7 protein-coding genes are annotated in these 9,673 nt (G+C 33.9%); 3 read left to right on the forward strand and 4 right to left on the reverse strand.

Annotated features, from left to right (window positions below; all coding sequences use genetic code 11):
• A partial coding sequence (locus RMR19_RS20310; RefSeq protein WP_310605336.1) for an ROK family protein occupies nt 1-605 on the forward strand: 605 nt, incomplete at its 5' end.
• 59 nt (nt 606-664) lie between these two features.
• Here the strand turns inward: RMR19_RS20310 and RMR19_RS20315 are convergent.
• Nucleotides 665-1,507, reverse strand: a complete 843-nt coding sequence (locus RMR19_RS20315) for an Mrp/NBP35 family ATP-binding protein (protein ID WP_310605337.1) — start codon at nt 1,505-1,507, stop codon at nt 665-667.
• A 286-nt stretch (nt 1,508-1,793) separates the two neighbouring features.
• On the opposite strand from RMR19_RS20315, the gene rpoD reads away from it, so the two are divergent.
• On the forward strand, nt 1,794-2,912 hold the full coding sequence (gene rpoD, locus RMR19_RS20320; RefSeq protein ID WP_310605338.1) for an RNA polymerase sigma factor RpoD: 1,119 nt from the start codon (nt 1,794-1,796) through the stop codon (nt 2,910-2,912).
• Nucleotides 2,913-3,074: 162 nt separating this feature from the next.
• Here rpoD and RMR19_RS20325 read toward each other — a convergent pair whose 3' ends face one another.
• Nucleotides 3,075-4,208 (reverse strand): DEAD/DEAH box helicase, encoded by a 1,134-nt coding sequence (locus RMR19_RS20325; protein ID WP_310605339.1) that lies wholly within the window; start codon nt 4,206-4,208, stop codon nt 3,075-3,077.
• A 360-nt stretch (nt 4,209-4,568) separates the two neighbouring features.
• Here RMR19_RS20325 and RMR19_RS20330 point away from each other — a divergent pair, with 360 nt between their 5' ends.
• Complete coding sequence (locus RMR19_RS20330) at nt 4,569-5,336, forward strand: lysophospholipid acyltransferase family protein (RefSeq protein WP_310605340.1); 768 nt, start codon at nt 4,569-4,571, stop codon at nt 5,334-5,336.
• 137 nt (nt 5,337-5,473) lie between these two features.
• Here RMR19_RS20330 and RMR19_RS20335 read toward each other — a convergent pair whose 3' ends face one another.
• Both RMR19_RS20335 and RMR19_RS20340 read right to left on the reverse strand, forming a co-directional pair.
• On the reverse strand, nt 5,474-7,411 hold the full coding sequence (locus tag RMR19_RS20335; RefSeq protein ID WP_310605341.1) for a hypothetical protein: 1,938 nt from the start codon (nt 7,409-7,411) through the stop codon (nt 5,474-5,476).
• A gap of 13 nt (nt 7,412-7,424) precedes the next feature.
• Nucleotides 7,425-9,497, reverse strand: a complete 2,073-nt coding sequence (locus RMR19_RS20340) for an efflux RND transporter permease subunit (protein ID WP_310605342.1) — start codon at nt 9,495-9,497, stop codon at nt 7,425-7,427.
• Between the last annotated feature and the right edge of the window lie 176 nt (nt 9,498-9,673).

Here is a 9,673-nt window from a genome sequence, read left to right on the forward strand (position 1 = left end):
TACTATTAGAAAATGAAGCGAATCTATCCGTAATTGGAGAGAAAACATTTGAATATGACTATCCTAATATCGCTAATATCAATGTACATACTGGTGTTGGTCTAGGTATTATTATGAACAATACATTATACTCTGGTAGCAAAGGATATGCCGGTGAAATCGGACATACTATTGTTGATGTTGGCGGAAGATCTTGCCCTTGTGGTAATAGAGGTTGTTTAGAACAATATGTTTCTGAACGAGCTTTATTACAAGAATTAGCATCAACAAAGAATGTTGCATACATAGATTTTGCAACATTTGCCAAGTTATATGAACAAAAAGATCCTGATGCACTTTCTGTTATGGATACTTTTGTTCGGTATATGACAATCTGTGTGAACAATGTTCTTAACATGTTTAACCCAGACCTTGTTATTATTAATAGCCGTTTTACAACGCTTAATCCTTATTTAATAACACGCATTATTGAGAATTTATCAAGTCATATTAATAATTATATTAAAATTGTACCTTCTGTTTTACAAGAAAGTTCCGTTTTACTTGGTGGCATTAGCGTTGCTATAAGAAACTTTTTAGATGTAGATGTTTCCATGATACATTAATTCATGCATTAGAAAAGGTTGAAACACGTACTTTATCCATTCGTGTTTCAACCCTTTTTTTAATTATTGGCTAATTTACTTTCTAGCTTACTTATTGCTTCGTCTAACCATGGTGCTTCTATATCTTCAATCTCTCCTGCATCTACTTTTTTAGCAATCTCAGGATTTATTGGAATCTTCGCAAGTACATCTAAATCATATTTTTCTGCTGTTTCTTCTACATGACTTTCACCAAATATGGATAATTTCGTGCCACAATTGTCACACTCATAGTAGCTATAATTTTCTACTACTCCAAGTATTGGTACTTGCATTGTTTTTGCCATATTAACTGCTTTTGCTACAATCATGGAAACCAATTCTTGCGGTGATGTTACGATAACAATTCCATCTAGCGGAATCGATTGAAATACGGTTAAAGGTACATCTCCTGTTCCTGGTGGCATGTCTACAAACATGTAATCAACATCTCCCCAGTTTACCTCACTCCAGAATTGTTTTACCGTTCCTGAAATTACAGGGCCTCTCCAAACAACAGGTGTCTCTTCATTCTCTAAAAGTAAATTAACTGACATTAATTTTGTTCCTACTTTTGTTACTGCTGGAATAATTCCATGCTCATCTGCTAATGCTTTTTCATGAACACCAAATGCTTTTGGGATTGATGGTCCTGTTACATCCGCATCTAAGATTGCTGTATGATATCCTTTTCTTCTCATTAATACAGAAAGCGATGACGTGATTAACGATTTTCCAACTCCACCTTTACCACTTACTACACCAATTACTTTCTTTACATTACTATATTCATTTGTCTTTTCAAACATTTCTTCTCTTGATGGCTTTCTAGAAGCACAATCAGAAGAGCATGTTGAACAATTGCTTGTACAATTTTCACTCATAATTTCGTCTCCTATTCTCATATATTATTAACTGGTGGATTTTCTTACACTCCAATTAACATATATGCATACAATTATACTACAGCACTATGCAAAATACTATACTGCGAAATATAATTAATACGAATTTTGACTATGATTTTTGTGCTAAGATGTAGTTTCTTTTAAATTCTTGTAGCATTATCGCACTATATGTGCTACAATGCTATTTGGTGATATTTTCGCCCATTAGTGGGATTACTATATACAGTGTTCGCTTACAACCAAGAAAGGATAGATACTAATAATGAGTGATTTAATTAATACTTTCGAAGAAAAATTAAAAGAGCTAGTTTCCCTTGGCAAGAAAAACAAAGGTATTCTTGAAGTTGAAAAAGTTAATGATTTTTTCAAAGAGCTAAATCTTGATGTAAACCAAATTGACAAGATTTATGAATATCTTGAAAGCCATAATATTGCTGTTATCAACCTTGTAGATGAGTCAGATGATGAACCAGATGAAGATCTTCTTCTTGAAATGGAGAATGATGAAGAACTTACCATGGTTGAAGATCTTGCAAGTGCAAGCAATGTTATGAGTGATGACCCAGTCAAACTCTACCTTAAGGAAATTGGTAGTTACCCTCTTCTTTCAATCGCTGAAGAAATTGAATTAGCGAAAAAGATAGAGCAAGGCGATGAAGCCGCAAAACAGACTCTTGCAGAATCTAACTTAAGACTTGTTGTAAGTATTGCAAAACGCTATGTTGGTAGAGGTCTGTCTTTCCTTGATTTAATTCAAGAAGGAAACCTTGGTCTTATCAAAGCGGTTGATAAATTCGATTATACAAAAGGTTACAAGTTCAGTACGTATGCTACTTGGTGGATTCGTCAAGCAATCACAAGATCAATCGCGGATCAATCACGTACAATCCGTATTCCTGTTCATATGTCTGAGGTTATTAATAAAACATATCGTGTTTCAAGAAGTTTATTACAAGAGTTAGGTCGTGAACCTTCTGAGCAAGAACTTGCAGATGCTATGAATATGCCATTAGAAAAAGTTCGTGAAATCCTTAAGGTTTCTGCTGATCCAATCTCACTTGATACCCCTATTGGCGAAGAAGACGACAGTCATCTTGGCGATTTCATTCGTGACGAAACTATCGTTGGACCAGAAGACGCTGCTGCTTATTCTGTATTACAAGATCAGATTTCTAAATTACTTGATACGTTAACAGAAAGAGAGCAACGTGTTTTAATTCTACGTTTTGGTTTAAAAGATGGACGAACTCGAACTCTTGAAGAAGTTGGTAAAGAATTCAATGTTACAAGAGAACGTATCCGTCAAATCGAAGCAAAAGCTTTAAGAAAATTAAGACACCCTAGCCGTGCAAGAATGTTAAAGGGTTACGAAATTATATAATTTATATTGGACTGACTACGATATATATTAAAATGTTCTTCAAACAATGTATCTTTATGTCATGCTAAATATTAAACAAAAAACACTCTCAATCAAGTGATATCCTATAACGATACTACTTAATTGAGAGTGTTTTTTGTCATCCAAAGCGTCAGTAACAGGTTACCCTTTTACTAACTTTCCTTGGTACATCTTCTTTTCTACAATATTAATACCAAATTTCTTTTGGTATTTCTTTAGAAGTGGTAATTCTTCTTTCGTTACAATTAATACATTTCTTCCGGGTTGTCCATTTCTTCCTGTACGTCCTGCTCGGTGCAGATACTCCATCTCATCTTCTGATATTGAGATATGGAAAACCGTATCAATACCATCAAAATGTAGACCCCTTGCGGCTATATCTGTTGCGATAAGGTAATTAATCTTATTGGAACGAAATTGTTCTATTACACGTTTACGATCCTCTTTCACATTCGAACCGTGGAGACATTCTGCCTTTAGCCCTTGATATACTAATTTGTAGGCGGCTTCTTCTATATCACTTACCTTATTAATAAATATCATTGCTCTCTTTGCCTTCAATATTCTAGTTAGTTTATGCAATGTCTCTAACTTATCCCTACGTTCCACAACAATGCAAATATGCTCAATATTCGTAGGAATTGTCTGTGTCTTTTCTGTTCGAACCACTTGTGCTTCCTTCATCATATCCATAGCCACTTGTGTCGTTTTCTTTGTTATACTAGCTGAGAACACTAACAATTGTCGGTCTTTCATTGTACATTTAATTACTTCCTGAATGCCTTTTATATTATCCGCATTTAAAAGCTTATCTCCCTCATCAATAACAATTGTCTTCACTGTATGTGCTGCGATTTTTTTCTTCTTTATTAATTCATGAATTCTTCCTGCTGTACCAATAATAATCTGTGGTTTTTCCTTTAATTTTTCAATCTGTCTTGTAATATTAACATTCCCAATTATTACAGCTGACTTTAATTCAATTCCAGAATTCTTACATAATCGTTCTGCCTGTGCATTAACTTGCATCGCTAACTCATGTGTTGGTACTAATATAATAACTTGATTTGTTTTCTGTATCTCTCTATATTTCTCAAAAATCGGAACAAGATAAGCAAGTGTCTTTCCAGAACCTGTTTCAGATTCCGCTATCACATCTTTTCCTTCTATAATAATAGGATATACTAGTTCTTGAACTCTTGTTGGATTTGTTATCTTCTCTACTTCTAATGCCTTCACCAATTGGCTCTGTGCAGTTAATTCACTAAATTTCATCTGGTACATACTCCATTCTACTGTATTATAACATTTTCTAACTATATCTTATCACTATTCTTCGGGATTGTCTAAGTCTTTATCTTTTTATACAAATGTTTAAGAATTTGTTAAGCATATCTATTCATCTTTCATCTGCATATGAAATGTGGTATAATCTAACTTACGGGAAGTAACGAAGTTACTTCTAGGTATTACACGTAGTGTGATACCGTAGCTCTGAAAGAGCCGTAAGTTAACTCAAGAAATTACGTAGTAATTTCTTGAGTCTAGCAACAAGATAAGCTAGCGATAGAACATAGTTCTATAGCTAATTTAACAATTTTAATACTTGAGTTCCAAAGAAAGCGAGCGAGTATAATGAGAAGAATTGCATTAATGGTATTACGAAATCTCTTAATATGTCCTTCTTGGTTTTATCATATCTGTAAGTATGGTAACCACCCTGAGAAATATGATGCAAATATACGTTATTCTTATCTACGCAAAGTAACAAAACGTGCAGATAAAGCAGGACGAATAAAAGTAGTATGTGATGGTCTTGAAAACTTACCAAAAGAATCAGGATATATTCTCTTCCCTAACCATCAAGGCTTATTTGATGCATTGGCATTTCTTGAAACACATGAAAGACCCTTTGCTGCAGTCATGAAAAAGGAAGTTAAAGATATCATCCTAATAAAACAAGTTATTCAACTTCTACAATGTCTTATTATTGACCGTGAAGATGTGAAACAATCTATGATGGTTATTCACAACATGGCAAAGGAAGCGAAAGCAGGACGTAATTTTATCTTATTTGCGGAAGGTACACGTAGTAAACGTGGAAATTACATTGGAGAATTCAAGCCTGGTAGTTTCAAAAGTGCTGTATTTGCTAAGTGCCCTATTGTACCAGTTGCACTACTTGATTCTTACAAAGTATTTGATACGAAATCATTAAAAAAAGTAACCGTTCAAATTCACTATCTTGAACCACTTTACTTTGAAGATTACAAAAATCTCAAGACAATTGAGATTGCAGCTATTGTTGAACAACGAATCACAGATGCGATTGCTAAAGCGGAAGCGGAACGTGGCAATGAATATATTATTACAAAAGCTGAACAAAAAGAACTTAACGCATAGGACACATTCATCTCTTGATCAATGTGCCACTTAAACAAAAAACGTGTCCCTCTATAACTTGATTCTTATGAATTCGTTATTGAGGGACACGTTTTTGTTATATGAATTAGAATGAATAGGTTTAATGTAGGATAGGATTAATTCAATTCAATTATGAATTTAACATTGCTCTTAAATTCACTGTTTGCATCTGTGAATATTGTGTATTGGCTTGCTGCATCTTGTAAATCATCGAATTTGTCTATAACATCGCCTAATTTACCATCAACAGTATCAATTAGCTTAGAGATACCATCTCGATCAAACTCAGCCATACCATCTTTAAGTGTTTTGCCACCATCTGCTGCCGTCTTAACACCATCAACTAATTTTGAGCTTGCATCATCTAACTTAGGTGTTGCATTCTTAATCTTTGTACTTGCTGCGTCAAGTGTTGTACTACCATCATACAATTGCTTTATACCTGTACTAAGAGTTCCCGCTGCAGAATTTAATTTATTTGCACCATCTAATAAGGTTTTACTTCCTGCTGTTAATTCTCCCATTGCAGATTGAAGTGATTTTGCTCCCTTTTTCATCTTAGTGATACCAGAAGATAATGTAGTCGAACCATCTGCCAAGGAAGAAGCTCCGGTTGCTGCTTGTGATAAACCTGCTTTTATCTGTGCTCCACTTGTTGCTAATCCATCAGCTATTTGCTTTTGACCTGCTGTATTCTTCTCAAGCATTCCAACAAGGGATTCATCTACTCCCGCCGCTTTTAACGCAGCAATAATCTTTTCATTATTCTCAACAGTTGCTGCTAATGTTGCATATGCTTCATTTTCTGCTTGTTTACCAGCTTCTAATTGTTTTAGTGCTGTATTAAGCGAATCTGCTCCGGTCTTAATTGAACTAGCACCTGATGCTAAAGAATCAAAGTTTGTCACAAGCGAATTCACTCCATCACTTGCTTGTTTTAATCCTGTGTTAAGAGATTTCGCTCCTGTTGCAAGGCTAGATACACCCTTTGTCAATTCACCTGAACCATTGTATAATGTCTTAATACCCGATGTAACTTTTGCAACACCTGCAATATAATCATTAAGATTGCTAGTTAACGTTGTAACACCATCTGTATATTCACTCGTTTTATCTCTTAATTCATTTAATCCATCGGATAAATCTGCAGAACCATCTACTAATTTCTTAGAAGCATCTGCTAATTCATCCATTGCATCTGCTAAATCCTTTAACTGATCTTTGTCATCTAGATTTATTTCATTTAACAAATCCGCTGTGGCAACATTTAAAACAGTAATTGGCTCATAGTTTGTAATGTCTGCATGAATGGTAATCGAATCAGGTACTTTTGTATTATCACCCAAATCTAAACTATCTTTTAATCCTGGCATTGCAACACCAACAACAACGTATTTATCACCGTCGGAGATAACTTTTGCATTCTCTGCTGTTACATTGGCAAAATTATCTGTTTTTAACATAGTAGCTGCTACTACTGTAAATGGAGTATACATATCGCTTCCTGCTACTTTTGAGTTATTATCATACGTATATTCAATTGTTAATTGACCACTCTTACCTTCTAATTCTGATGGTTGAATTTCTACTCCATCTAACTTATACGTTGCATGTATTGAAATAGGTAACTGTGCATCTGTTGTTCCCTGGTAATAGATATCACTTCCATTGGCTTGCCATACGATTTCACCATTTGCATCTTGTGTAAATGTCTCATCACCCTTTACATTAACGATATCATTCAATGTAGTTTTATCTGTAATTATAGCATCATTATTGTAATTCTTTATCCAATCGCTAACGATTACTTGACTTACATTACCAGATGCATCCGCTTTCGCATATACTGTTTCTTCCTTTTCAATTCCTTCCCTTACTGTTTGAGCAGTAGCATCCGTAGTTGTTACCTCATTTATAATTTGGCTATAGCTTTCATTTGTTAATACATTTTTATATTCAACTGCCTTTACTGGTATCTGCATTGCTCCAAATATTGTAGATACTCCCAATGTTCCAATAATAGCACCTGTAACAATTCTTTTATTCATATTCATACTTAGTTACCTCCTAATTTTCTTTTACACCGAATCCCATTGACGTTTTACAAATTACTTTATCAAATATCATAAACATAGATGGTAATACAAAGATTACAACAACCATACTAATTAGTGCTCCTCTTGCCATTAATGTACATAATGCACTTATCATGTCAATGTTAGAATACAAACCAACACCAAATGTTGCTGCAAAGAAGCTCAATGCACTAACGATAACCGATTTAATAGAAGCCTGATGCGCAATTGTGATTGCTTCTTTCTTATCTTTTCCTTTATTACGCTCTTTTTTATATCTTGTTGTCATCAAAATTGCATAGTCAACAGTTGCTCCAAGTTGAATTGTTCCTATTACAACAGAAGCGATAAATGGTAATGTTGTGTTTGTATAGAAAGGAATACCCATATTTACAAATATAGCAAATTCAATAACAGATACTAAAATTACTGGTAAAGATATTGAGCGGAATAATACTAATATAATTAAGAAGATTACTCCAATTGATACCATACTAACATTCTTAAAATCAATATCAGTAATATCAATTAAATCTTTTGTTAATGGTGCTTCTCCAACTACAAGTGAATCCTCACTATACGATTTTACAATTTCGTTTATTTTATCAATTTGATCATTTACTTCATCACTTGCTACTTTATAGCTAGAACTGATTAATTCTAATTGATACAAATCTGTTCTTACTGTACTTACTAAACTTTCTGGTAACATACTAACTGGAACATTCGGACCAAGTACACTATCAAGTCCGATTACCCATTCAACTCCATCTAACTTACGGATTTGACTCATCATATCACGATAATCTTTACTGCTAACATCATTCTTAATCAACAACATATGTGTTGTATTCATGTTATACTCGTCTTGCAATTTCTTGTTCGCCTTTACACTGTCTAAACTATCTGGCAATGAAGCTGTTAAGTCATAGTAAACTTTTGTATTGTTATTGCCGTATACTGCTGGTACTAGTAACACAATAAATGCCACTGCAAATGCTATATAATGTTTTGTTACGAATGTTGAAATTCCATCAAGACTTGGGAAAATATCTCCATGGCTTGTTTTTTCTATCGCCTTATCACATAGAAGAATTAATGCTGGTAATAATGTTACACAAGTGATAACTCCCATTACAACACCTTTTGCCATAACAAGGCCAAGGTCTTTTCCAAGAGTGAAACTCATAAAGCATAATGCCAAGAAACCAGCAACGGTTGTAATGGAGCTACCAACTACAGAACTAATTGTATTGGAAATTGCATGTGCCATTGCACGATCATTATCTCCAGGGTATCTCCCTTTATTTTCTTCATAGCTATGTAGCAAGAATATGGAGTAATCCATTGTAACTCCAAGCTGTAGTACAGCACTCAATGCTTTTGTTATATAAGAAATCTCTCCGAACATAATATTCGTGCCTAAGTTATAGATAATCGCCGCCCCTATACTTAACATAAATAATATTGGTACTAAGAATGAATTCATTGTTAAACCAAGTACAATCATAGAAAGAATTACTGCAATTAATACATAGATTGGTGTTTCCTTCTCTGATAATTCTTTTGTATCTGTAATAATTGCTGACATACCACTAACAAATACTTGCTTGTTTGCTAGTTTTCTAATTTCTGTGATTGCATCCATTGTTTCATCTGCTGATGTCGATTGCTCAAATGTAACTGCCATCATTGTAGAATTCTCTGTATTGAATGCATCTTTGAATTTGTCTGGTAACATTGTCATTGGAACTGAGATATCTAATAACGAATCATACCATATTACTTTACTTACAGTATCAACCTGTTCAATCTTTGATTTTAACTCACTTACATCTTTCTCTTCCATTCCCTCTATAACAATCATCGAGAAGGCACCTGTTTTAAAATCATCTACTAAGATTTGTTGACCTACCATTGTCTCAATATCTTCTGGTAAGTATGCTAAGATGTCGTAATTTACTCTTGTATTGATATAACCAAATATAGCTGGTATCAATAACAATACGGACAATATTACGATTAACTTCTTATGCTTGGTAATAAATTTTCCAAATCCTATCATTTTTCTTCACTCCTTTTATTCTCCCTTTTTTGGCCACTCCATACGCAATTTATCGTTCTCATTGCTTATGTTAAGTCTTTGCCAACAAATGACCATCGGTCATAATCTACATTTAACGTTATATCACAAAAATGACTATTGGTCAATACTTTTATAGATTTTTTATAATTTCATAT

Source organism: Anaerosporobacter sp. (assembly GCF_031551385.1).
GTDB lineage: Bacteria > Bacillota > Clostridia > Lachnospirales > Lachnospiraceae > Anaerosporobacter.

Bases quoted from the DNA above. Each gene is read 5' to 3' on its own strand.
- RMR19_RS20340 (WP_310605342.1), bottom strand. From the start codon at position 9,497: ATGATAGGATTTGGAAAATTTATTACCAAGCATAAGAAGTTAATCGTA.
- rpoD (WP_310605338.1), top strand. From the start codon at position 1,794: ATGAGTGATTTAATTAATACTTTCGAAGAAAAATTAAAAGAGCTAGTT.
- RMR19_RS20315 (WP_310605337.1), bottom strand. From the start codon at position 1,507: ATGAGTGAAAATTGTACAAGCAATTGTTCAACATGCTCTTCTGATTGT.
- RMR19_RS20325 (WP_310605339.1), bottom strand. From the start codon at position 4,208: ATGAAATTTAGTGAATTAACTGCACAGAGCCAATTGGTGAAGGCATTA.
- RMR19_RS20330 (WP_310605340.1), top strand. From the start codon at position 4,569: ATGAGAAGAATTGCATTAATGGTATTACGAAATCTCTTAATATGTCCT.
- RMR19_RS20335 (WP_310605341.1), bottom strand. From the start codon at position 7,411: ATGAATATGAATAAAAGAATTGTTACAGGTGCTATTATTGGAACATTG.